Origin of the sequence: Spirosoma oryzicola (assembly GCF_021233055.1) — a bacterium.
Taxonomy (GTDB): domain Bacteria; phylum Bacteroidota; class Bacteroidia; order Cytophagales; family Spirosomataceae; genus Spirosoma; species Spirosoma oryzicola.
Genome location: NZ_CP089538.1, coordinates 3,300,022 through 3,321,939, shown reverse-complemented (window position 1 = coordinate 3,321,939; position 21,918 = coordinate 3,300,022). Strand labels below are relative to the sequence as shown.

Here is a 21,918-nt window from a genome sequence, read left to right as displayed (position 1 = left end):
GGTGATTTACGCAAGGCCAATCTGTACTTCCGTGACGTTGTAGTGCGGCTGTTCCAGATTCATGTTCAGGTACACTTCCCGACAAATGCCGTTAGGCTGGTTGCCCTGTTCGAAAACGGTGGGCATTAGACGTTGGTATGTTTCGGGAAGATTCTCCCACGGGCCTACATGCAGCGCAGCCAGGCAATGAAACGGTTCCCTACGCTTAAAAGAAAATCCGTCAGGCTGTCCGGTTGCTTTGCTGACCGGTAAGGAAATTTCCAGCCTGAACACCGTATCGGGATTGCCATCGACACCGTAGTAGGACCAGTATACCGGCCCCATAATGTCGAGGCCGAGCCGGTTTGCTTCTCGGTATATACCCTGCGCCGTAACATTCCAAAACTGATGAAGCTCCTTTAGTGTGGTGTTTGTGGTATAACACAGCGTAGTCATCGGGGGCGCTTGTTTCGTTTGCATAGCCGTTTGTTTGTTGACGAAGCAAAGAAAACAACCCCCGGTGACAGCCGTATGTCAGTAGGATTCAGAAGCGCAGCACTATCTTGCTGATGGCTAAAAAGGAAGTGTCAGCACTGAACGGCTGTAGGTTACGTCAGTACAGCTTGCGCAGCATAATGGTCTCTGACTTCTTCGGCGAGCGTATGCATCAGTGTCAGCAGCGAGTCGGGCTGCTCGATTGTAATAGTCGTTCCAAAGGTAAGGAGCCAGCGGGCCAGCCCTTCCAGATAGGGCGTATTGAGGTGAATCCGGACGTATTTGCCCAGATCTTCCTCGGCGTCAAAGCCCCACGTATACTTCGACTCATGGATAAAGCGGGCCACGGATTTGGGGAATACAAGCGTAACGTTAATGACCGGCATATCGCAGCCACTACGTTCCCGCTGGATGTACTCCTGCAACGACAATCGTTCGTGACGCGCAAAACGCTGGCCGGTATCCGTCATGGATCGAATCCGGTCAAGGCGAAAATCGCGGTAATCCTGCCGTATGCGACAAAAGCCAATCAGATGCCACGTCAAACTGTAGTGATACAAGCCAACCGGTTCTACTTCGCGCTTTGTTTCGGTATCGTTGTACAGTGAATGATAATGCAGATCAAGCACGTGGTGCCGGGCGATTGCCTGCTGGATGGTGGAAAGTAGCCCGTCCGCATACGGTGGACGCGCCGATGGCTTCGACACATCGACATTGGGAGCCAGGTCGTCGAGATGCTCCTGATCGGGACGCTTTAGGACTGATTTTATCTTGAATAGGGCCGAATCAAACTCGGTTCGTACCGATTGATCCGTCCATTTTTCGATCAGCTTGGCGGCCAGAAGCAGCGAACTGGCTTCGGCGTTGGTGAACATAACGGGCGGCAGGTGATAGTCTGTCAGAAAATAACCGACACCGGCTTCGGCCCCGATTGGAACACCCGCTTCTTCCAGTGACCGAACGTCGCGGTAAACGGTACGCAGACTAATGCCAAAACGGTCGGCCAATTCCTGCGCGCGTACCACCCGTTTAGTTTGTAAGTGAATCAGAATTGCGGTTAGACGGTCGAGACGATTCATACAGCGAACAAACGTAGAATCTGCCTAAAAACAAAGCCGCTGGCTTAGATTCAGACCGCTGATACGCAGAAAACTGCTTGCTCAAATTGATTTTGCTGTCGGGAAATAAGGGCGAAGTAAACGTTATCAACGAGTTTTGGGGACGCATTTACGAGTTTTATCTCGTGCTGGGTTCCGTCGTAATCGATCACTCGCGTCCACGTTTTCCCTTCATCGGTCGAAAACATCAGCAGCGACCGCGTAGAAGATGAAATGCTATTGTGCAGAACAGCCCATAATTCCGTTTTACCGGCCTCCGCCCGACGCGTCAGCATGTTCATGACCGGACTCCGGCGATACGGGTCAGGAATGATCTGCTTGTCAAATCGGTAACCATCGGTCGTGGAGACGATAAAATTGGTGCCTCCCAGGTAATCAGACCCAAAGAATACGTTGCCGTTAAGTTCTGCCATTGACAGATAGCCGCCCGTTTGGTAGTGACTCTGATTCAGCCGATGCCAGCCGTGTCCGTTCGCGTGAGCAGGCTGATCGAGCTGCGAGAGCGTTCGGTTTTGCCATACTTGTTTTTTGTTATCGCCATCCGTCAGAAACAGGCTGTTCAAATACACACTGTATTTTACCAGATGAACGTGTTTGTTGACGCCGTCGCGGATCAGAAAATCGGAACGTTGCCAACTGGCTCCCTGATTGGTGGAGTAGTACACATACGCCAGATTCTGCCAGGCATTTTGCTGACGAACGACACCGTATTCGCCGAGAACCAAGCGACCATCGGGTAGTTCGGTCATGCCGTTGTTGGGCAGGAAATAGCTGCTGGTACTCGCCAGCGTGAGTACGGTGGCAAACGAATGGCCCTGGTCCGTGCTGCACATCAGATCTCCGTGGGAGCAGACAAACACGTAGCCGGCACTGGATACAAAAAGTGACTGAATCGGATTGGGGAACCGATATCGGCAGGTTGCCGTCTTGCCACCGTCGAAGCTGCTGTAAAGACTATGCTCATCGCCGAACAGATAACCCCATTGTTGGCTACGGGAGTTGGTTATCAGTAGTTGCCACGGTAACGCTGCTTTCTCAAGACGAACCGGTATATGAACGGGGAGCGTTTCAGGAGAGCCGGAGTCGGCATCTAACCGAAGCGGCCTATCGTTTGTAAAACGCAGGTAACCACTTTTAGGAAATAAGCCGAGCTTGTGTTTGACTTCCCAGCGCAAGTAGGAAGATAATTCTCGCCATTTGTCGGCATGATAGACACCAAGGCCAAACTGGTAAAGTTGCGTCAGTGAACTTAGGCTAGGTTTCTCGAACAGAGAACGGTAACTTGATGTAAGGTCCATACTGAGGTCGGCGATTAAACAAGTAGGCCGCTTATTCAGTAAATAGGTATACGCTAAATTTGTGAATAAATAAACCAATTATGAATCTTACCGACGCTGCTATTCGCGATAATCACCATCGTCACCGTTTTGAGATGGAAACGGACGGAAAACTATCTATTGTGGTTTACCAGAACGTTGACGACGAAACACTGGCGCTTACCCACACCGAAGTGGATCCGAGTCTGGAAGGAAAGGGCGTTGGGTCGCATCTGGTTGAGGGTGTACTCGCTTATGCGGAGCAGCACAACCTTAAAATCGTACCCCTTTGCCCGTTCGTAGCGGCTTATCTGAAGCGGCATCCTGACTGGAATCGGGTGGTGTCGACAGCCTATAATACCAGCGATTTCTAAGCGCGTACGTTAGGGGGCACTCTAGGCCAAACGTTACTGGGTGTCGAATCGGGGGGGATGTGTGGGAGAAATATGCGCTTTTTTAGTGACTGCTTTCCATACATCCAAAAATAACGCGGGGTAGACCGTTACACCGAAGCTGTAATACGCTCCGTTAAAATTCTGGTTGATCGCGGTTTGGAAGACGGAAAACCGGTAGCCGAACTGTACGCTTAGGCCTACCCAGCGTGTGGCTTTCCACTGAGCGTAGGCACCCGCTTGGATCGGAACAAAAAAATCACGCTTGGTACGGTCAATCTGAACGTTCTGGCGAAGGTCCAGCGGAAGCGCGTAAGCAATACCGCCACCTATCTCGGCGGGTACGCTGATCATCCACCGCCGGTTGTTCGTTACATTCCACCAGTACAGCAGACTGACGAACCACATATCGGTTCGTGTGTAATAATCAAGGTTAATCCGCTGGGCGGCATCCCGACGCCAGTTAATAAGCCGGAGGTAAGTAGCGTAACTTAACCAGTAATAGCCTAACGTAAGCTGATGGCGTTTCTGCCCAAACTCAATGCCGGCGTTAATACCCCAAACGTTGACGGGTTGCCGGTCTAGAAACGAATTTCGAAAATCTAGGTTGTAAGCGATCTTGGTTAATGGTCGTAGCAATTTCGCTGAATCAGTCGGTGCCAGTGAATCAGCGGGTAAACGAAGTAGGGAGTAGGCAAGTAGTAACGTAGCAAACATAACGCTCACCTAACCCAAAAACGAATGCTGTGGTTATGTCAACCCCTTAATGTTTACTAAGCGTTTAGCTCAATATGTTGATTTTGTGAAGGTTGCTGAGACTCTCGCTGTTCAGCTCGTAACTGCTTTGTGGTTTTACGCGACCCGTCGTGACTCCATCCCGGCGGTCCAAAAAGATAACCCAGCGCGTTTCCGAACGAACCGGCCCGGCGCAGGTCCTGACCGATCTCAATCCATTCGTGAAAGGCAATCCGCACCGGATTATGCGAGCCGACGTTTTTTGTCAGACCATAGGTTGGCCGATCTTTTTCTGGCTCGAAAGTACCGAACAGACGATCCCAGATGATGAGAATGCCCGCATGGTTCTTGTCAAGGTAAGCCAAATCCGAGCCGTGATGCACCCGGTGGTGGGACGGCGTGTTAAAGATAAACTCAATCGGAGCCGGGAGCTTATTGATGTGTTCAGTGTGAATCCAGAATTGATACAGCAGACTAATCGACTGCATGGTCATCACGGCCACCGGCGAAAAACCAATGAGTGGCAGCCAAATCCAGAAAAGAAAGGAGCCGCTGAGCGTTCCCGTCCAGGTTTGCCGTAAAGCTGTACCCAGATTGTATTTCATCGACGAGTGATGGACCACGTGCGATGCCCAGAAATAACGGCTGCTGTGGCTGATCCGGTGAAACCAGTAATAGCTCAAATCGTCGGCAAAAAACAGAATTGCCCACGACCACCACTGGGTCATATCAAACGTGAACAGCCGAAACTGATAAACCAGCGAATAGGCCCCAAAGACAATTACTTTTCCGACGAAGCCGACGATCACGTTCCCGATGCCCATTGCCAGGCTGCTGCTCGTATCTTTTAGTTCGTAGTAATCCTTTTGCTGAATGGCCGTAACAACGACTTCCGCAACCAAAAGAAGCACAAAACCCGGAATCGCTAATTGAATAAGGTCTTTCATTGGTACTGTGGATTTTGTGCAAGTTAACGACCCGTCTGGACGTTGTCAACTGGCATAAATAGCAGAGGCCCAATGCCTAAAAGAGAATTCTCTTTTATGCATTGGGCCTCTGCATTTCGTGATAAACCGCTTACCGGTTCATCGAGATAAGGAATTCTTCGTTGGTGCGCGTGCCTTTCATCCGCTCGAGCAGGAAGTCCATTGTTTCCATTGGGTTCATGTCGGCCATGTGTTTACGCAGAATCCAGACGCGCTGTAGCGTTTCTTTGTCCAGCAGAAGATCCTCCCGGCGGGTACCCGACGCCAGTACGTCAACCGCTGGGTAAACGCGCTTGTTGGCAAGCTTGCGGTCGAGCTGGAGTTCCATGTTACCCGTGCCCTTAAATTCCTCGAAAATTACTTCGTCCATCTTCGAGCCCGTATCAATGAGCGCTGTCGCGATAATCGTTAGCGAACCCCCATTTTCTACGTTACGGGCCGCTCCAAAGAAGCGTTTCGGACGGTGCAGTGCGTTGGCGTCAACACCACCGGACAGGATTTTACCCGAGGAAGGAACGACTGTGTTATACGCACGAGCCAGACGAGTGATGGAATCGAGCAGAATAACTACGTCATGACCACATTCAACCATGCGTTTAGCTTTCTCAAGTACCATGCTCGATACTTTAACGTGCCGATCCGCCTGCTCATCAAACGTCGACGAAATAACTTCTGCGTTGACGCTACGCGCCATGTCGGTTACCTCTTCGGGACGTTCGTCGATCAGCAGCACGATCAGATACACCTCCGGGTGGTTCTTCGTGATGGCGTTCGCAATCTCTTTGAGCAGCACCGTTTTACCCGTTTTAGGCTGTGCCACTATCATACCGCGCTGTCCTTTACCAATAGGCGCAAACAAATCGAGTACGCGCGATGAGTAGTTTTCAGGGCGGTTGCTCAGATGGAGCTGTTCGTCCGGGAATAAAGGAGTTAGGTATTCGAACGGGATCCGGTCGCGGATTTCCTCGGTTGTTTTACCATTTACGGTCGATACCCGAAGCAACGCAAAGTATTTTTCGCCTTCTTTCGGTGGACGAATTGCTCCGCGAACGGTATCGCCTGTTTTCAGGCCAAACAGCTTAATCTGCGAAGGGGATACGTAAATATCATCGGGGCTAGCCAGGTAGTTATAATCGGCTGAACGCAGGAACCCGTAGCCACCATCCTGCATGATTTCCAGAACTCCTTCGTTATCAATGATACCGTCGAATTCCCGGATGTGCTGATTGTACTGGCGACGAATCCGGTTCTGGTATTCCTGGGCTTCCCGCGAAGCCGCCTGAACCTGAGGTTGCTGCTGTTGCGTCTGAGGCTGACCGGGTTGTTGCGCTTCGACCGCCGTTTCGGGCGATTGTGGGGCTGTTTCCGTAACGGTTGCTTCCGATGCAGCCGTGGGTTGCATGTTTGCGATGTTATCGTCCGAGACAACCGTTGGCGTCAAGAATTCATCCTCCGTGTGGCCGTTGAAATTCAAGGCTGTTTCGTCAGCTACTACCCGTTGATTGCGAGCGCGTTGGTCACGATTGCCGCGATCGTTTGATCCGTTGTCGCGCTGGTTGAAATCCCGCCGGTTTGAATTGTTATCGCGTTGTCCGCGCTCTGGTGTTGCTGCGTCTCGCGAGCCACGATCCGGGGTTGCTGTTTCGCGTGGGTTCCGCTCGGTCGTTCCGGCATCCCGTTGACTGTCTAGACGTGGGCGGTTGCCCGTGTCCCGCTGACCTTGACCGGATGGCGCTCCATCGGGCCGTTGATTCCGTTGCCGGTTGAGGTCAGAGCGGCCATTTGCACCGTTATTTCGATCGTTTCGCTGGCCTGGTTCCGTTGAGCGTGCTGCTGGGTTACCGTTGTTGCGGTCACGTCCGTTTTCGTTCTGGTTACGAACGGGTTGTTCCGTTGGCTCGGCGTCCGTAGTTACCGGAGCCGCTGCCTCGGCAGGAATGCTTTCCGGCGACTGGTCTAAGGGCTGTGTATCAGTCGGAAATGTTCCTGGTGTCGTCTCGATAGCCGTTGTATCAACCGCTGCCGTCATGCCATCTTCGGGCGTTGGCGCTGGAATGTCAGCGGCATCAACATCGCGCCGTACGCGCTGGCGAGTGCGTGTGCTGGCTGGTGTCTCAGCAGTAGGAGCCGTTTCCGGCTGATCGGTTTTTGGTGTCTCTACGGGCGTCGTGGCGGCTTTTGTCCGCCGACCGCGCCGTGGTGCTTCTTCAGCCGGAGCCGTTTCTTCAGTTCCTTCCGGGCCTGGGCGTTCCGACTGTTGTTTTATAATTTCGTAAACGAGTTTCTCTTTGGTGTATTTGGCAATGTTACGAATGCCAAACTGCTCGGCAATGGGCTGAAGCTCCGAGAGAAGCTTCTTATCTAATTCTTCTTTCTTAAACATAGGGTGCAGGTTCAATAAACCTTTAAAAGCCGTTCGTACGGGAATAGTGAAAAATGGAGTTGATCGAGTGCCGGGGGGAGTTATCAGGGCGGCTGTCTGTGACTACTATACGATAGCGAAAACGCTCGCCGATAGCCAAACTAAACTAACCTGGAAAGTTCAGAATACGTACGCAATGAAAACAAGTCAAATAAAATAACTAGGACGTAGTTTGTTTGATCCAAACACGAGAACCTGGTGGGGCCAGATACGGTGGTTAACAAAATGGTCGGAAAACCGGAAATCCGTCGCAGCTATGAATTGCTGCTAGGAAGGATACTACCTGCCAACAGGCTTGATGAAGACAAAGGTAATGTATTAATCCGGTTTTGTCAAGATAACACCCTATACGCAAATAATGTTTCTGCGATCTATTCCAGAAACGATAAAAAGCTTTGCCAATTATCCGTAATTTTGAGATTCTTTACGTGACAACGGTCAGTCAGAGTCGTTAAAAATCCTTAAAACAACAACGTTTGACACTGTTTACACCCTAAACTGTCGTTACCTTTCGGGTGCAATAGTAGTGCGGAAGCTGGTCAACGAATCTGTACGCATGAATCTGGTTATTGATTGGGGGAATTCAAGTTTGAAAACCGCCTGGTTTCGCGACTCCCTGCTGGTTGAAACAGGTCGTTATGAGTCTGTCGACGTATTCTTAGCCGATTGGGATAAAAAAGGCGAGGCCTATAAACACCCTGAGCAGGTACTAGCGTCATCGACAAGTCGCTCGGCCGAAGCGATACGAACCCTATTGCAAGCTGTAAGCGATACGGTCTGGGTATTGGACGGACAAACGCCCGTACCTGTGCGCAAAGATTATGATACGCCTACTACGCTTGGGACGGATCGGGTGGCGGCTGCGGTAGGCGCTTCAAGCTTATTTCCGGGGCAGGATTGTCTGGTGTTTGATCTGGGTACCTGCCTGACCGCTGATCTGGTTGACCGGGACGCTGTTTTTAGAGGAGGACTTATTTCGCCGGGTCTACAGATGCGTTTTCGGGCAATGCACGAACAAACGGCGCGACTCCCGCTCGTGGATGTGCCAACGGACTGGCCGGACGTAACGGCCAAAAACACCCGGCAGGCTATGCAGAGTGGCGTCGTAAATGGGATGGCGTTCGAAATGAACGGTATCATAGAAACGTACCGCCGGGATCGCCCCGATCTGGTTGTTTTACTGTGTGGTGGCGACGCTCCGGTTTTTGAAAGTCGTCTGAAACAGCCGATATTTGCAGCGCCGGAACTGGTGCTGGTAGGATTGAATCGAATTTTACGCTATAATGTTGAGAATTTACACGCGGATAAGCCGGGTACTATTTGCTAGTTTGCTGGCCACTGCCGCGACGTCGCCGGTTGTACTGGCACAAGGATTAGGAAGCTCACCCTATTCAGCACTGGGTATTGGCGAACTTTACCCAACGGGCAACGTCACTAATATAGGCATGGGGGGAATCGGCATCAGCAACTCCAGTCCATTTTATTTGAATTTACAGAATCCCGCGTTGCTGGGAAGCCGTCCGCCGTATACTGTTTTTGAAGTTGGCTTGCTGGGTGAGTCACGAACACTCAGTCAGAACGTCAGTAACCAGACGCAGGTTCAGCGGAATTTTGGCGGAAACCTGGGGTATCTGGCGCTGGCCTTTCCGGCTAGCTCCCGGTGGAGTATGTCATTGAGCCTTCGCCCTTATACGTACGTCAATTACTCACTCACGCAGTATAACGTGTTGCCTGGTAATTCGTCAGTCGTAGAATATAATTACAGTGGCCGTGGCGGTCTAAACAAAGGTGCGTTTGCCACTGGTTACCGGTTATTTAAAAATATATTCGTAGGTGCTGAGGCCGCCTTTTTGTTTGGAAACGTTACCAACTCGTCGGATGCGCGGATCATTGTCAATCAACTAGGTGTTGGTTCGCCGGATACGCGTGTCAATCGGTTGAGCCGGGCCAATTACAGCGATGTCGTCTGGAAATTGGGTGCTGCCTGGCGGCCTAAGCTGAGTAATGAATGGACGCTTAATCTGGGTGCAACCTATGATCCCACCACACGGGTTAAGGGAAGCGAAACAAACATTTATCAGCAGACTACGCTCGCCGGTGCAGACCTGGGCACAGCCGATACATTGCGTTATAACGCGACAGGAAAAACGACACTGCCTCAGCAGATGAATTTCGGCGTAAGCATCGAACGGTCAAACCGGTTGCTCATTGGCGTTGATGTTGGTTTTCAGCAGTGGGGAAAATACAAAACGATCAATAACCAGTCGGGTGGATTAGTCGATGGAATGAACGTTGCGGCTGGTGTTGAGTACACACCCAAGCCTACCTCGAACAAATACAGCGATCTGATTACTTATCGGGCTGGCTTCCAGTACAACAAACTACCTTACGAAATTCAGGGAGCGCAGATCAATGACATCAACGGTAGCCTGGGCTTATCGCTGCCAGTAGGCGCTTACTTTGTCAATCGGATTACGTTATCGTTCGTTGGTGGACAGCGCGGTGTGCTAACAGGTACGCAGGTACGGGAGCAGTACGTACGGATTGCCCTTGGTTTCTCGCTAACGGACCGCTGGTTCCGTAAGCCCGTTATCGACTAATCGAACCTGTAAACTTACCGTCAGTATCAGGTGTTATTTCGGTAGCATTCACACTGCTTACCCAATGAACAGAATTTGCGTATTCATAAGAATGATTGTCGTGCCAGCAGTTGGAAGCTTACTGCTGCTGGCATGTGGTGAACCAAAGCAGGCCAAGAAAGTTGAACCGTATCAAGGACCAATCGAAGAAATCAACGATGTCCGTCTGCTGTACAGCGAGGCTGCTATGCTAAAAGTAAAGTTAACAACGCCTAAGCAGTACCGCTACCTAAACGACAACCGTAAGTACCCCAAACCCGTAAATATCGTATTCTACGGGCCAACCGGCGAAGAGGCCACCACGCTACGCTCCGATTCGGGACGTTACGACAAAGCAAAGGATTTGTACACGGTAATGGGCCACGTTGTTGTAATCAATAAACTAAAGCAGGAAAAACTGCTTACCCCGGAGCTGAACTGGAACCCCGTTACCAAAAAAGTATTCACCGACAAGCAAGTTGCTGTGATCAGCCAGCTTACCGGCGAAAAATTATACGGGGTAGGTCTGGACGCCAATCAGGACTTTTCGCAGTATTCCATTCGTAAGCCAACCGGCGTTTTCAACGTCGAAGGAGGACCCGGTTTTAACTAAGCACTCATAAACGTTGCCCTTATCGCTAATTAATTGCCAACAATGAATCTGTTTGCTGGCGATCAATCAGCGATAAGGGCAAAATCTTTGCGGTAAGCCCGCCGTGCCGTTAAGGTTTCTTGCACTGCTCAAGGATGGGGGTTACCTGCTTGACATCAATTACTTTCTTTTCTCCGCCCCATTGGTTGTAGATGTAGGTCATTAATTCTGCCACTTCCAGATTGCTAAGTTGTGGCTGGGCAGGCATTGGTCGATTATACCGCTTTCCGTTAACCACAATAGGGCCTTGCTGGCCGTAGCGGATTAGGCAAATTACGTCGTTTTTGTTGGCTAGGTAATCAGAGTTCGCAATAGGCGGGTAGAGGGCCGCAAGACCTTCGCCTTTGTTCTGATGGCAGTTAGCGCAGTAGTTTTTGTAGAGTAGAATCCCTTCCGTGATATACCGTTGTCGCTTAATTTCTTCTTCGCTCTGGCAGGATATATTACTGACAAGTAAACAAGCAAGAACTGTAAAACCCCAAAGCCGTTTCATTTTTTATACTCGGCCAACAGCCGGTCCATATCGTTCATTAAGTTGTCAACGCCCTTCTCGGTTGTGCCGTCGTAAATTCCCCGAATGTGTTTGTCCTTATCCACCAAGATAAACGCACCGCTGTGAACAACGCCACCTGGCGCTGATGAGTCCTGTTGGGCGGTAACCATGTAGCTATTTTGACCGATGTCGTAAATCTTTTCCCGATCACCCGTGACAAACAGCCACTGCTTACCCGTTACACCAAGATTGTCGGCAAACTCTTTCAGCACCGCCACTGAATCGTGATCGGGATTGATGGTATGCGACAGGAGGGCTACATCCGAATTACCCTTAAATTTCTCGTAAACCCGCTTTAACTGAACCTTCATTTTCGGGCAGATCGTGGGGCAGGTTGTAAAGAAAAAATCGGCAACGTAAATTTTTCGGGCCAGGTTTTTAGCCGTGACCGTATCACCATACTGACTGACGAACTTGAAATCGGGAATCGTGTGGTAAACGGAGTCGGTAACAGACTTACCATTGACCGTCTTTGTAATGGCTTCGCGTTGGCCCAGAATCGGTAATTTATCATCGCCCGTGCTACAACCCGCTGCGACAGCCAATAAACCTACTACCAAAAACCGGCTCTTATTTTTTCTGTAAATACTGACCGGCTTCTGTAAGGCTACCCGTAATCTTTGCTTTAACATCAGTTATTTTTTCTTTTTGCCCATCCAGATAGCGCAGTGCGTCTTCTGAGGGCAACTTGGCGATTGTATCCGTCTTGTACTGGTCCATCCAGTTCATCATAAGGCTGTCCGCTTCCGACAGGTTTCGGACAATTCGCTGCGCCTGATCACGTTCTTCGTCGATGCGGAGCGTGGTCGAAGCCGAGCCAGCCGCTTTGGTGCTATCGAGTGTCGTGATACGTGCTTTTACGCGCTTACGCAGTTTCATGACGTCATCAATCAACGGCATAACTTCATCATGAATGGCAAAAACTTCATCTTCTGCTTCTTTGACGGTTTCATCGTCTGATTTGCCGCAAGCCCAGAACAATCCGCCTAAGGCTAACAATACGAAAACGGTACGAATAGGTTTAATCATAGAGAACGAAAAAATAAAAGATACGACACAGAAGTACGGTTCTCCTGTGTCGTACATCGGGTATCATTTGACAGTGGCGGTAGCTCGTTGTTTCAAGATCTCGCGGGCGTTTTTAACGGCGCTGGCCGATGGGTTGTTACCCCCAATCATCTGAGCAATTTCATTGACCCGCTCATCAAAGGTAAGCTTTTTGATGCGGCTGACGGTTTTGGAGGCCGAATGATCTTTGTACACGAAGTAATGTGCAGTCCCTTGTCCGGCGATCTGGTGCAGGTGAGTAATGGCTATAATCTGGTGACTATGGGCCATATCACGCATCATATTTCCCATCTTGATCGCGATCTCGCCCGAGACGCCGGTATCAATCTCATCGAAGACAATTGTCGGTAAAGAGCGCTTGCTGGCCAGAATGTATTTAATCGCCATCATCAATCGGGAGAACTCGCCACCGGAAGCTACGTTCTTCAGCTGCTGTGGTTTGACGCCCTTGTTCGCGCTAAACAGAAACGAGATTGTGTCAATGCCTGTCGGCGTCGGTTTACTAACTTCGGATCGAACGTTTAAAGAAGCGTTGGGCATGCCTAACTCTTTGAGCAAACCACCAATTTCGTTTTCGATAGGCTGTAACACGACCTGTCGGGCGTTCGACAGCGTTTGCCCGCTGAGTTGTAGCTGCTCACGGGCCGCATCAGCCTGCGCCTTGGCTTCGGCAAGTGTATCGTCCAGATTAAGCACCTTACCGACCTTCCGCTCTAGTTCATCGCGTAACGCAATCAGAGCCGCTACATCTTTGACTTGGTGCTTGGTTTGGAGTTGGTAAATCAGGTTGAGTCGTTCCCGGATGGTTTCGGCGCGGGAGTCGTCAATATCGACATTATCCTGCTCCGAACTGATTTCGTCAGCCAGATCCCGCAGTTCGATCAGACTGCTCTGCGCTCGCTGTAACAGTTGTTCGTACTGGTCCGATAGCTTGCTGATGTAGGCTAGGTTGCTGACGGTGCCTTTTAGAAAGTCAATGACCGACTGTTCGGTATTGTCTAAATATTCGTACGCGAGCTGCAACCGCTCTTTGATTTCTTCGGCATTTTCAAGAATGTTCAGCTCTTGCTCCAACGATTCCTGCTCGTCAGGTAGTAGCTGCGCCTTGGCTAATTCTTCAAATAAAAAGTTGTTGTAATCAAACTCCTTCCGCATGGCCGATGCTTCTGCCTGAAGTTGATCGTAAATCGTCTTTTTAGACCGGTATGCCTGATAGTCAACACGGTATTGCCGAAGCAGGTTGTCGTCCTGTGCGTACGTATCGACGATTTCCAGTTGATATTCATTCGAACCCAACAAAACCGAATCGTGCTGGGAGTGAATATCCATCAGCTGGCTGGTCACGCGCCGGAGCGTCTCCAGATTGACAGGCGTATCGTTGACGAAAGCCCGTGATTTACCACTCACACTAATTTCCCGCCGAACAATGCAGGTATCGGAAAAGTCTAATTCTTCTTCGTCGAAAATCTGTTCAATCAAATAACCGGACACGCCAAATACGCCTTCGATAATGCATTTCTGTTCGGGATTGAACAAAACGCGCGTATCGGCCCGATTACCTAATAACAGGCCGATTGCCCCTAACATAATCGACTTACCCGCACCCGTCTCGCCCGTAATGATGTTTAGCTCACGGTCGGGCGTCAGTTCGAGTTGATCAATCAGGGCGTAATTTTTTATGAGTAAATGCGATAGCATAGATGAAGCTCTTACTTAAACAACAATGCCTGTTTGAGTGCGGTTCAAAACAGACAGGGGTTTCTGGCATCAATTTGCATTCCTACCGTTGCTTCCCGGAAGGCTGCTAAAAAATTGGTGGCTATTGACCGGCAGCCACCAATTTTCGGTAGGCTTCAGTTTTACTAGGGTCCAGATACGACAGCAAATCAAACGCTTGTTTACGTTCCGCTGGTGTTCCTTCGTACAAGATATTCAGCAATTCCTGCGACTTGGCGTCGAAGAACGAATTGATTAGTACCGAGTTAGGCAGTTGAAGCCCGATGGTGCGAATGGTAGTCAACAGTGAGAGCGTTTGCTTGCGCACCTGTACTGGATTGGCGGCAAATACGTCCAATCCCAAGCGGTGGTAGGTATATAATCCATCACGAAACGGAAGCAATTGCTGATTTTGCAGATTCTCGACAAGCCAGTACCGATTGCGCCGATCACCGCCCGTTTGCCAGGCTCCGTTGGGGGAGCCCTGCTGAGCCAGGTTCATGATTGTAAAGGCTCGCTGAATAAACGGGTTGCCACCCCGCTTGCTGAAGGTATCGTAGTCAACCGCCAGGATTACATTGGCGTAAAAAGCTAGTAACGAAGTAAGATCGTCGGAAAATTGATTCTCTCGGTAGTAAACCGGTGTGGTGGGCAAATAAACGAAGTTAAAGGCCCGATCGACGTAGCTAAAGGTCGTAGTCTCGTAGCTTGAACCATAAACTGGTCGGGTGACAACAATCTGCGCAGTTGCTTCAAATACCCCCTGGGTCAATGACTTGATGAGGTTAATATTGAGCGAACAATTGATTCGTTCAGAAACCGTGTACTGGTCGTTGGTCCATCGCCGGTTATTCATAAACTCGGTAACGATTCCCTTGAGCTGATTAACGTAGGAAAAATCCGTTTTCTGCTGGGCAAACAGCTGATCCGAGTTGATGGTAACCTGACAATTCAGCTCCTGCGCCTGTGCTGGAAGCATACCGCAAAGCAGGCTTATGATTACTAGTATTCGCTTCATACCGACAGCTTTTTTACGACCAGATTAACCAGATCCTGCGCGACTTCATCTTTCGTTTTCAACGCAAATTCGTGGGTTTGCTCGTCTTTGTCAATAACCGTAATTTTGTTTGTATCGTGTCCAAAGCCTGCACCCTGATCGCGCAATGAATTCAGAACAATCCAGTCCAGGTGTTTGCTTTTCAGCTTTTTCAAGGCATTCTCGCGCTCATTGTTCGTTTCCAGCGCAAAGCCCATAAGGAATTGGTCGGACCGTTTCTGACTACCGAGCGTAGCCGCAATGTCGGTAGTTTTGGTCAGTTCGAGCGAAAACTGATTTTCTTTTTTTTTGATCTTTTGCTCAGCCACGTAGACCGGGGTGTAATCGGCGACAGCCGCGCTTAAAACCACCACATCGGCGACCGGGAATACGGCCTGTGAGGCTTCAAACATTTCTTTAGCTGACCGTACATCGATGCGCCGAACGGATGGATGAGGAAGTGGCAGGGCTGTTGGACCACTAACTAATGTTACCTGAGCCCCTGTCTGCGCAAAAGCGCGGGCAATTGCATACCCCATTTTACCCGTCGAGTGATTGCTGATATAACGAACCGGATCAATCGCTTCTTGCGTTGGGCCCGCTGTAATCAGAACATGTTTGTTGAGCAGGGGGCCAGAACCCACGGGAAAAGACGAATTACTATGGTCAGAATTAAATTGTTGGGCCTCCTGATTCCAAAACGATTCCAGCCGTTGAACAATGGTTTCAGGTTCGGCTAATCGTCCTTCACCGACAAGGCCACTGGCTAATTCTCCGTGTTCGGCCCGGATGATGTGGTTACCGTATGATTCGAGTCGCTGAAGATTCTCGATTGTGGTAGCGTGGCGGTACATGTCCAGATCCATGGCTGGGGCAAAAAATACAGGACACTTTGCCGATAAATAAACTGCTGACAACAGATCATCACAGAAGCCGTGGGCGCAGCGGGCGAGCGTATGAGCCGATGCGGGCGCAATCACAAGCGCATCCGCCCACAGGCCAAGTTCAACGTGATTGTTCCAGCTACCGCTTGCGTCGTTCACAAAAGCGGATAAGGCCGGGCGTTTTGACAGTGTGGCTAACGTAAGCGGGGTGATAAATTCCTGCGCCGACTGGGTCATAACAACCTGTACGTCGGCCCCGGCTTTGACTAGTAAGCGGACGAGTAGCGCTGATTTGTAGGCAGATATACTGCCCGTTACTCCCAGAAGAATACGTTTTCCGTTCACAAGAAAGTCTTGAAATCACAAATCAAAAAACCGCACGGCAAATGTACCGTGCGGCTATGAGAATATCATTAGGAATGGCTAAAGACTACTCTTCGTCGTTATAGCGCCAGTACACCTTGCTTTCCAGAAATTCATCCGTAGCGGTCGATGTTGGTTTCGGCATCCGCTCGTAGAATTTCGAGATTTCGATCTGTTCGCGGTTTTCAAATACCTCTTCCAGATTGTCTACTGCTGAAACGAACTCAGACAGTTTATTGCTCAGTTCTTCTTTGTTTTTGGTTGCGATCTGCCGGGCGCGTTTTGAAATAATCGATACTGATTCGTATAGATTGCCCGTAGGAAGTGCGATTTTGTCGTTGTCGCGGGTAATGATCGATTGATTCGTTGCCATACTATTTTGGTTTTGGTTCACGGACAGCAGCGTTTACCGCTGCTATTCATAAATCATAAACTATTGATTTGCTGCTGTTACTTTAGCTGGACGGTTGTGCAGGTTCTTTAATTTTTCGCGCTCCTGCTCCAGTTTGTCGAGCCGTTCGATTTCCTTTTGACTGGATTCATACATCCGTTCAGCCTGTTTTACGTACTTGCTGCTAGGATATTTGTCAATGAATGCCTGATAGTAACTGATTGCGTCCTGATAGCGTTCCTTTTGCTTACTTTCCAGGCTATTATTGGCAAGGCTATATTCAGCATCCACTTTCATGAAGGCCAGTTCTTCGTTGTATTCCGAATCTGGAAACTCCTTCTGAAAGTTGTTGATGGCAATAACCGACGACTTATACGATGCGATGTTAAAACCACTGGTTTTGTAATAAAGCTTGGCTTTTTCGTACGCTTTCCGTTCCAGCTTACCGCGTAGTTCGAGAATGATTTTCGTGCATTCGTCGCGGTATTTGCTATCCGGGTAGGTGTTAATGAAATCCTGAAGAGCCGAGGTTGCGGTGAGCGTATTTGACTGATCGAGATTGTACTGCGGAGTATCTTTATACAGCGAGTAGGCATACATATACATAGCCTCCTGCGCGTACTCACTGCGGGCAAATGTTTCGTAAAATTTCTTGAAGAGCGTTGCACTCAGCAAGTACTGCTGCTGGTGAAACTGCGTGTAAGCATGGTAGAACTGCGCCAGTTCTGATTCGGTGCTACCTTTCAATACCGGAATCAGTTCTTCAAAGAGCAGGCCAGCATGATACCAGTCTTCTTTTTTATAATACTCAACGGCTGCTTTATATTTTTGATCGTCATTTCCGCTCTTCTGCAATTTGGAGAACGGACTGCAAGACCCTAGAAAAAACACGATCAGAACTCCCAGCAGACTTCTACTGATATGACGTTGTTGCATAAGGTTGCAAATATACTAAAAAAATGCGGGCTACACCGACTTAACGTCAACGAAGCCCGCATAGTGCAGTGTAGTGTCTGGTTTTTGGACCCTATTTATGAATTTTTAACAAGCCTGTTTCGGTTGTTATTGATGCCGGACAAGCAGTTTCTTGGTCGCAACCTTTTTTCCTTCAAGCGATAATTGATAGAAATAGTAACCACTTGCCAACGAGCGGGTTGCCACACGGACCTTCCGCTCGTGCTGTGACATGTCATATTCTTCAATGGGTGATCCTAGTACGTTCAGCAGAATCAGCTTTGCTTCGCCAACGTGCCCCTTGATCTGATAATCAATTTCGGCTGACTCACTGGCTGGATTCGGATAGATGTTCGAAACCGTGATTTGGTCGTTGCTAAACAGTTGTTCGTCATCCCGTATCGCTATATCCGGGCTAGATTTAGCTTCAGTAGGCGAAGGGGTAGCGTCGGATGCAGATGAACGAGCCGTCGATTTTGTGGCTGGGCGTCCTACCAGCAATGACCGGTAATATTCGTTGATCGGTGCGTTTTTGCGAATGGTCGCTGATCGGTCAAGATTTACTGCGGTAGTCGCTGTGGGGGGAGCAAGTGAAAAGCGTTGCTTAGACAGTGTTGGAGCGGTTTGCTTCCGACTTCCTGCTGTCCGGCCCAACTCCAGCCGACTTCCCTTTCGGGCGTCGGAATCGCGCGGGGCAACCTGCGCCCGTAGCGGAGTTGTGCCTGTCAGAAAGGCGGTGAGAAAACCAATAAGTATAATTTGTTTCATAAAAGTCAACTTCAGGGACACAAGTACTCACCACAAACGTATTCATTGACAAAGACAATGTCAACGGGTGACACTCTAAAAAATTGTTAAAACACTTATTTATTACCCCTTGGAACGAGTTTCTTAGCCAAAGGTTTAGTTGAACTCCTGATTTTTAATGGTTTTTTACTTCCGGGCTTAGCTTCCGGTGGTGTTTCGAGCCACAAAACTTGTCCTTTTGTTGGCTTTTCGGCCTCCCGCCAGCTGAATCCATCCAGTTCTTTATCGTCGCCGGTAATCTCCTTAGGTGGTATCAACTGCGCGTCCGGACGGCCATAAAATCGTATACGTCCAACTTTGCTTTCATTGAACTCAATGTTCATCCGGCTGCACTCGACGTGGTTAAGTCCAATCATTTTATTCTGGTCGTCAACAGCGTAATAAATGCTCTGGCCGTTGCCATCAACAAGAACGCGTTCCAGCGAGGTCTGTTCCTGCTGAGTAGCCGTTGTAGCAGATGGCGTGGTTTCTTTAGTCATTACGCTGCGGACGGGGGCATTCGTTGCAGTGACTGAGCGACTTGCTGTTAAAATTGGCTTGGCCGCTGGTTTGACTGGTGCCGTTTTCGTCGTAAAATAAGCCGTTATTGTCCTGCCTTTCACCTGGTTGAAATTCATCAGCGTATCGAGCGAAATCACGAACGATTTGCTGCGTAGGTACATCGTGTTAATGCGGTTGTTTTTTAACTGCGCTAAGATCGAATCCGCTTCCATCTGGTATCTGTTCTGACTCCAGACAATCGGCTTTTTGTAAAAATAAATCGTTGAGTCAGCGGTATTGTAAATCAACGAGTCGCACTTGCTTTGTAGATCCGATTTATAGATGTACACGTTTTTGTGCGCCAGCAAACGACGTGTGTTCGTTACTTTGTCGTCGAAGGAAAACAAGGTGTCAGCGCGCAGAAAAAGAGTGTCCTTTGTCGTTTCGTTCGCGAGACTCTTCGCGACCGGATGGCCCGTTACCCGCGAAATGCCAATTTTGCCATTGTAACGAACGTGGTCGCCCGTAATGATTGCTTTACGGTCCTTGGCAACCATGATGACATTACCTTTAGCAACCCCCAGTTCGGAAAGGTTATCGTAATACAAGGAATCGCCGGTGAGTCGGTATTTAGGTGTTTCGACGGTGGCCCGGCGCTGGAAGTTAGAAATACCGGTTGTGGTGTTGTACTGGCCTTCAACGGCAGTGAGAACCCCGTCTTTGTTGACGATGCGGGTCGGACCCTGGAAGGTGGCAATGCGGGTCAGTGAATTATACAGCAGTGAATCGGCGGTGAGCGTACCTTTCGGATTGACAAGCCGGACGTTTTGTCGGAACGTAAACAGTTTGCTACGCGTATCGTAGTACCCTTCGCGACTGGTGAGTACGTTTTCTTTGTCAACAATGCGGCCGGGCGTCGGGTAGTGCGCAATTCCCGATAGCATATCGTATTCGAGCTGACTGGTCGTCAGTGTCATCTTACGGTCGCGCATAATGACGCGCCCGCGAACGTTGGCCTGCCGGGTGTTTCCGTAGTAAAACATGGTGTCGCCCCGTACACTAATGGTATCGCCCTGCACCAACCGGACATTTCCGTAGGCTTCAATAATGTTTGTTGTCGCGTTTTGTATCGCCAGGTCGCAGTACATTAGCACGCCTTTTTGCCGGAAGCGCACGTTGTTGTATATTTTGCGGACAACCTGACCGGGCGTATTGACGCCAACAAGACTGTCAGCATGCAACAACTCCACCTTATCCGCCACAGGCGCTCCGCCTACCTGTGCCAGAGCATGATTGGACACGATCAGTGAACTGAATAGAACGAAAACGACAAGAAAGCGGACAAACAGACGAAACATGGGGCAAAACTACGGCTTGGCGCCGGAACCGGATGGTAGAGCGAGAATTTTTAGGATTTATTAACGACAATCAGCTGTTTGATCCGACTGACCGCGTGCTGCTGGCCGTAAGCGGTGGACTGGATTCGATGGTGATGACCGAATTGTTTCACCAAACAAAGCGATTATTTGCCATCGCCCATGTCAACTTTGGCCTGCGCGGAGCCGAATCGGACGCTGATGCTCATTTTGTCCAGAACAAGGCAGAGCAATATGGGGTTCCGTTTCACCAAATTCGTTTTGATACGGCAGCCATAGCCGAAGAACGTGGTGTGTCTATTCAAATGGCGGCCCGCGATCTGCGCTACGATTGGTTTCGGGAGTTAGCAAGACAGCATGATTACGACTGTATCGCTACGGCTCACCACAAGAATGACATGCTGGAAACGCTACTGCTGAACTTGACACGTGGTACGGGACTGGCCGGACTACATGGTATAGCAGCAAAACAACAGCGTTCGGAACACGAGATTATCATTCGACCGCTGCTCTTTGCCACGCGCGATCAACTGGCCGATTACGCGACGGAAAAAGCGGTGACGTATCGGGAGGATAGTTCAAACGCCAACGATAAATACGCGCGTAATCGAATCAGACACTATGTGGTGCCCGTACTCACTGAACTGAATGCTGGTTTGTGGCAGACGCTTCCCCGAACGGTTGAGCGGCTTCGTGCCGCCGAAACGCTTGTGCAGTCGGAATTGAACCGTTCCTGGAATGCGCTTGTCGAACCGGTGGGGGAGCAGCTCTTCCTGCCTACAGTAAAACTTAGAGATCAAAATGAGTTGACTTTTCGGCTGGCCGAATGGCTAAAACCGTTTGGCTTTGCGATCGCTCAGGTGGACGCTATGATCGACGCATTGAATCAGTCGGTCGGGCAGGTATTTGTTTCTACTACGCACCGGATCATGCACGACCGGCTGGCCGATGGAACGCCCGGCCTGCTGCTGGAGAAGCGTATAGCGGCTTTGCCGTATACCATCACGTTGAGGGATTGGCCTGATACGCCAGTGGATGTAGCGGGTCAATTTGCCTTAACAATAGCGATCTTCCAAAAGACAGACGACTTTAAGGTACCTGCCACCGCTGCGATAGCTTGCCTGGACGCCAGGTATTTAACCTTACCACTGACCATCCGGCCCTGGCAGCAGGGCGACCGCTTCCGTCCGTTGGGGTTGAATGGACATAAGCTGGTGAGTGATCTGTTGAACGACTTGAAACTAACCCGATCTGAACGCGAATCAACGGCTGTATTGCTGTCTGGTGACCAGATTGTCTGGGTCATTGGCCGACGGATCGACCATCGATACCGAATAACGAGTGAAACCCGTGATATCGTAAAAATTAGCTTGGCAGCGGATCTTAAATAGGCTTATAAACAGACTACAAAAGATTAATTGCGCCGTTTGCTGGTTGAAACACGACTTCATTATCACAAATGAGTGACCTCAATCGCAGGTTACGATCTAATAAATTGTACTTTTATCGTTTGAGCAAATCGCTTCGTCAGGCGATTTGCAATTACTTCTTTAGGTTTTGAGTCTGGCATTTTTTTT

The 21,918-nt window shown here is 49.7% G+C and carries 21 protein-coding genes; 5 read left to right on the top strand and 16 right to left on the bottom strand.

Features of this window, described 5'->3' with window-relative positions:
• Nucleotides 1–6 precede the first annotated feature (6 nt).
• The 3 genes from LQ777_RS14115 to LQ777_RS14105 form a co-directional block, all read right to left on the bottom strand.
• Complete coding sequence (locus LQ777_RS14115) at nucleotides 7–459, bottom strand: GyrI-like domain-containing protein (protein WP_232558571.1); 453 nt, start codon at nucleotides 457–459, stop codon at nucleotides 7–9.
• Nucleotides 460–587: 128 nt separating this feature from the next.
• Complete coding sequence (locus LQ777_RS14110; RefSeq protein WP_232558570.1) at nucleotides 588–1,553, bottom strand: helix-turn-helix transcriptional regulator; 966 nt, start codon at nucleotides 1,551–1,553, stop codon at nucleotides 588–590.
• Nucleotides 1,554–1,603: 50 nt separating this feature from the next.
• Nucleotides 1,604–2,890, bottom strand: a complete 1,287-nt coding sequence (locus LQ777_RS14105) for a beta propeller repeat protein (RefSeq protein WP_232558569.1) — start codon at nucleotides 2,888–2,890, stop codon at nucleotides 1,604–1,606.
• Nucleotides 2,891–2,970: 80 nt separating this feature from the next.
• Between LQ777_RS14105 and LQ777_RS14100 the strand changes: the two genes are divergently transcribed.
• Nucleotides 2,971–3,282, top strand: a complete 312-nt coding sequence (locus LQ777_RS14100; RefSeq protein WP_232558568.1) for a GNAT family N-acetyltransferase — start codon at nucleotides 2,971–2,973, stop codon at nucleotides 3,280–3,282.
• Nucleotides 3,283–3,315: 33 nt separating this feature from the next.
• On the opposite strand, the gene LQ777_RS14095 is transcribed toward LQ777_RS14100, so the two are convergent.
• The 3 genes from LQ777_RS14095 to rho all read right to left on the bottom strand — a co-directional run bounded on the left by LQ777_RS14095 (nucleotide 3,316) and on the right by rho (nucleotide 7,404).
• Nucleotides 3,316–4,017, bottom strand: coding sequence for a hypothetical protein (locus LQ777_RS14095; protein WP_232558567.1), 702 nt, complete (start codon nucleotides 4,015–4,017; stop codon nucleotides 3,316–3,318).
• Between the two features lie 56 nt (nucleotides 4,018–4,073).
• On the bottom strand, nucleotides 4,074–4,982 hold the full coding sequence (locus tag LQ777_RS14090) for a sterol desaturase family protein (RefSeq protein ID WP_232558566.1): 909 nt from the start codon (nucleotides 4,980–4,982) through the stop codon (nucleotides 4,074–4,076).
• Between the two features lie 130 nt (nucleotides 4,983–5,112).
• On the bottom strand, nucleotides 5,113–7,404 hold the full coding sequence (rho, locus tag LQ777_RS14085; protein ID WP_232558565.1) for a transcription termination factor Rho: 2,292 nt from the start codon (nucleotides 7,402–7,404) through the stop codon (nucleotides 5,113–5,115).
• A 595-nt stretch (nucleotides 7,405–7,999) separates the two neighbouring features.
• On the opposite strand from rho, the gene LQ777_RS14080 reads away from it, so the two are divergent.
• From LQ777_RS14080 to lptC, 3 genes are all read left to right on the top strand, one after another.
• Entirely contained in the window at nucleotides 8,000–8,770 is a 771-nt protein-coding gene (locus tag LQ777_RS14080; protein WP_232558564.1) for a type III pantothenate kinase, read from the top strand.
• Complete coding sequence (bamG, locus tag LQ777_RS14075) at nucleotides 8,727–10,043, top strand: BamG family beta-barrel-assembly machinery protein (protein ID WP_232558563.1); 1,317 nt, start codon at nucleotides 8,727–8,729, stop codon at nucleotides 10,041–10,043. The genes LQ777_RS14080 and bamG overlap by 44 nt, the downstream gene beginning before the upstream one ends.
• Nucleotides 10,044–10,107: 64 nt before the next feature.
• Complete coding sequence (lptC, locus tag LQ777_RS14070) at nucleotides 10,108–10,674, top strand: LPS export ABC transporter periplasmic protein LptC (RefSeq protein WP_232558562.1); 567 nt, start codon at nucleotides 10,108–10,110, stop codon at nucleotides 10,672–10,674.
• A 109-nt stretch (nucleotides 10,675–10,783) separates the two neighbouring features.
• On the opposite strand, the gene LQ777_RS14065 is transcribed toward lptC, so the two are convergent.
• The 10 genes from LQ777_RS14065 to LQ777_RS14020 all read right to left on the bottom strand — a co-directional run bounded on the left by LQ777_RS14065 (nucleotide 10,784) and on the right by LQ777_RS14020 (nucleotide 20,323).
• Nucleotides 10,784–11,206 carry a c-type cytochrome gene (locus LQ777_RS14065; protein ID WP_232558561.1) on the bottom strand — a complete coding sequence of 141 codons (423 nt, stop codon included), beginning with the start codon at nucleotides 11,204–11,206 and terminating at the stop codon, nucleotides 10,784–10,786.
• A complete protein-coding gene (locus LQ777_RS14060; RefSeq protein WP_232558560.1) occupies nucleotides 11,203–11,898 on the bottom strand; it encodes an SCO family protein in 696 nt (231 codons plus the stop codon). The genes LQ777_RS14065 and LQ777_RS14060 overlap by 4 nt, the downstream gene beginning before the upstream one ends.
• On the bottom strand, nucleotides 11,837–12,295 hold the full coding sequence (locus LQ777_RS14055; RefSeq protein WP_232558559.1) for a viral A-type inclusion protein: 459 nt from the start codon (nucleotides 12,293–12,295) through the stop codon (nucleotides 11,837–11,839). Before LQ777_RS14055 ends, LQ777_RS14060 begins: the two co-directional genes overlap by 62 nt.
• A 63-nt stretch (nucleotides 12,296–12,358) precedes the next feature.
• Nucleotides 12,359–14,032: a DNA repair protein RecN gene (recN, locus tag LQ777_RS14050; protein WP_232558558.1), complete on the bottom strand. Its 1,674-nt coding sequence runs from the start codon at nucleotides 14,030–14,032 to the stop codon at nucleotides 12,359–12,361.
• A 121-nt stretch (nucleotides 14,033–14,153) separates the two neighbouring features.
• A complete protein-coding gene (gene porD / locus LQ777_RS14045) occupies nucleotides 14,154–15,068 on the bottom strand; it encodes a type IX secretion system protein PorD (protein WP_232558557.1) in 915 nt (304 codons plus the stop codon).
• Nucleotides 15,065–16,315 carry a bifunctional phosphopantothenoylcysteine decarboxylase/phosphopantothenate--cysteine ligase CoaBC gene (gene coaBC, locus LQ777_RS14040; protein ID WP_232558556.1) on the bottom strand — a complete coding sequence of 417 codons (1,251 nt, stop codon included), beginning with the start codon at nucleotides 16,313–16,315 and terminating at the stop codon, nucleotides 15,065–15,067. Before coaBC ends, porD begins: the two co-directional genes overlap by 4 nt.
• A gap of 85 nt (nucleotides 16,316–16,400) precedes the next feature.
• Nucleotides 16,401–16,706, bottom strand: a complete 306-nt coding sequence (locus tag LQ777_RS14035; protein ID WP_232558555.1) for a DNA-directed RNA polymerase subunit omega — start codon at nucleotides 16,704–16,706, stop codon at nucleotides 16,401–16,403.
• Between the two features lie 60 nt (nucleotides 16,707–16,766).
• Entirely contained in the window at nucleotides 16,767–17,660 is an 894-nt protein-coding gene (locus LQ777_RS14030; RefSeq protein ID WP_232558554.1) for an outer membrane protein assembly factor BamD, read from the bottom strand.
• A 126-nt stretch (nucleotides 17,661–17,786) separates the two neighbouring features.
• Entirely contained in the window at nucleotides 17,787–18,446 is a 660-nt protein-coding gene (locus tag LQ777_RS14025; RefSeq protein ID WP_232558553.1) for a T9SS type A sorting domain-containing protein, read from the bottom strand.
• Nucleotides 18,447–18,541: 95 nt separating this feature from the next.
• Nucleotides 18,542–20,323 (bottom strand): OstA-like protein, encoded by a 1,782-nt coding sequence (locus tag LQ777_RS14020; RefSeq protein WP_232558552.1) that lies wholly within the window; start codon nucleotides 20,321–20,323, stop codon nucleotides 18,542–18,544.
• A gap of 32 nt (nucleotides 20,324–20,355) precedes the next feature.
• Between LQ777_RS14020 and tilS the strand changes: the two genes are divergently transcribed.
• Nucleotides 20,356–21,732, top strand: a complete 1,377-nt coding sequence (gene tilS, locus LQ777_RS14015) for a tRNA lysidine(34) synthetase TilS (protein WP_232558551.1) — start codon at nucleotides 20,356–20,358, stop codon at nucleotides 21,730–21,732.
• Nucleotides 21,733–21,918: the final 186 nt, after the last annotated feature.